Raw genomic sequence first — 2,428 nt, 5'->3', positions numbered from 1 at the left:
CGCTATTGGCCTGCGACACACACTTTATCGCATACTCGCTCAAGACATCGATTTCGGACTCTGGCGCTATATTCGTGTCAAGTATCCGTAGATCGCCCCTTAGTGGTTCGAGATCCTTGCCTGCCAAGCTATCTCCGGCGGTTCGAAATTCGTATATCGTCAGAAAGAGCGAGTAAAAATCCGATTTCTGCCGAAATCGGGTCTTGGCTAACGACAACTTTTCAGGGGCGAAAATGCCTTCCAGGTCATATATGACAGCTAAGAAATCTTCTTTGACTTTGGCTTCTTCCGCAGGCCTCCACTCCGCATATCTGGAATAGAAGTAATCAAGGTCCCCCTTCTTATCTTGCGGCCCCTCAAGCATGCCAGCGAGTATCTCAGACACGAATTCTACGTCGCCCATTCGCCTTCGCTGGCCGACGGTGAACACCCTCGAGGCATCAAGAAACTCATTTAGGGAGAGATCCGTAGACAGCTCAAGAAACCTCCCAGGAAAGTCAGCTCTGCGTAATTCTTGCCTATTCAGCGGCATAGAATACTTATTTACACGAGAGTATACCTCTCTTACCTCTTCTTCTGTAAACCCAGTGGCCTCATTGTAGTCAATCTTATATAGAAGTATGCTATCTTTAACTTCTTTCGGCAGTTCACTGAATTTTTTACCGAGGAATTCGCCCGAGTATGGTTCATCTAAAGCGAATTCGTCTCTTAAAAACGCTAATATCGCTGAGATCCGTTGCTGGCCGTCAATCACTTGCCTGTGGGTGTGCTCATTGCGGACCTCGTTCCAAAGAAACATCTTCGGCATTGGAACCTGCCTCAGAATGGTGTCGATAAGCATAATGCGCGCCGCAGGATTCCAAACTTCCTTCCGCTGAAAGGAAGGCCGCAATTCAAGGCGCCCAAGTGAGTTCCAATCCCTTAGGTCCGAGATTGGATGCGGGCTTGAATTCCATGTTCCCACCCTGTGTCTCCTTCAATCGCGACTCATCGCACTATTTGATTTTGATATTGCAACGACCGCGGCGTCGATATCTTCATCTGCAAGAAACGCAGCCTGCGCATAGATTATAGTTGGCTCGCCGCTCAGCTTCGCAGCAAGGTGACCAAGACCCAAAAGTTGTTCCGCACCCTTCACGCCAAGCGTGATTTCGGATGTTCCGATACTCGCAACCTTCAAAATCAATCTGTTACCAAGGTTGTCACGCAGCTGCATTGGCATGACGTTCGCATCAGGCCGCTGCGCTGCGAAGATTAGATGCATGCCGGCGGCGCGTGCCTTCACGCCCAAGCGCGATACGTTGGATGTCACCGCAGATTTGTAATTTTCCGTCAGCATCCATTCCGCAAACTCGTCATGGACCAGGAAGACGTATGGCAGCCGTTCGGCAGCCTCGACCTTGGAATTGAATGCACGAATGTCTCGAGCCCCCTTGGACCGGAACAGCTCATAGCGGCGCTCCATCTCCGTGACGAGACCCTCCATAACCTCAACCGCCCTCGATTGGTCGACAATCACCCCGCCCTGCAGATGCGGGAGCCTCTCGATTGCCGCGTAATCGACACCCATTTTCGGGTCGATCAGGTGGATGTGTGCCAGATCACTAGAATTCGTCGCAGCGATGTCGAGGAGGAGGGCTTGGATCAGCACGGATTTCCCCGACCCGGTTGCGCCGGCAACGAGCGTGTGGGGCTCATGCTGTTGCCCGCCAGCGAATGGGCCGCCGAGATTTAAATAGAGAATATCGCCATCAAGCTCCTTCAGGCCCAGCACGAAGGACGTGTTCACTCCCGCGGCATTGCGATTGATTTCCCGTCGGCCCCAAACATCCCAAAGTGAAACGACCTGTCGCTGCGGCCGCGCTACGCCCACGACGATCTCGCCCGGCAGTGGGGAAATCGAGATCAGCCTGAGCCCATGCGTCGTCAGAAGAGATGATTGTTTCGCTTCGATGTCTTCGACGCGCAGACGATCCGACCCCATGAAACGGATCAGCGCGGCGTTTGGAGTCAGGCGCGTGCCGACGAGCTTGGCCTGAAGATTATAGCCGAGCAGCGCGGAGCGCAGCTTTTGTGCTGTGCTGGCCAACCATTCACGTTCGTCCGCCGAGTTTTCGCGAGCTTTCTGAGCGCGAGCTTCGATGAGAGCGGCGATGCCGACCTCGCCGCCGGCGCGAGAAAATTTGTCGGGCGTCGGAGCAGTCGTGTCGCCGCTTGGCAAGGCTGGAGCATGGAGTTGCGGGTTTGCCTGTGACGGCGCTGAGATGGTCGCCTGATCTTCGTCGTTAATTTGGCTCGAGACTAGGGCGGGGGTGATTTCCCCGCTGGACAGACCGCCGCCATCGCCACTCACGGCGACCGAACCATTATCATTTTTCCGCGGTTCTACGGCCTCAATAACGATTCCGCCTTCGGGATCGCCCTCATC

The 2,428-nt window shown here is 54.2% G+C and carries 2 protein-coding genes; both read right to left on the bottom strand.

The window, feature by feature from the left end; all coding sequences use genetic code 11:
* Positions 1–841: DUF262 domain-containing protein (locus EOA29_RS33110; protein ID WP_245468655.1), on the bottom strand; the 841-nt coding region annotated here is incomplete at its 3' end.
* A 135-nt stretch (positions 842–976) separates the two neighbouring features.
* On the bottom strand, positions 977–2,428 hold a 1,452-nt coding region (locus tag EOA29_RS33105; protein WP_210213199.1), incomplete at its 5' end, for an FtsK/SpoIIIE domain-containing protein.

Origin of the sequence: Mesorhizobium sp. M1E.F.Ca.ET.063.01.1.1 (assembly GCF_003998155.1) — a bacterium.
Taxonomy (GTDB): Bacteria; Pseudomonadota; Alphaproteobacteria; order Rhizobiales; family Rhizobiaceae; genus Mesorhizobium.
The sequence above is the reverse complement of the archived record's forward strand: the minus strand, read 5'-3'. Positions and strand labels throughout refer to the sequence as shown.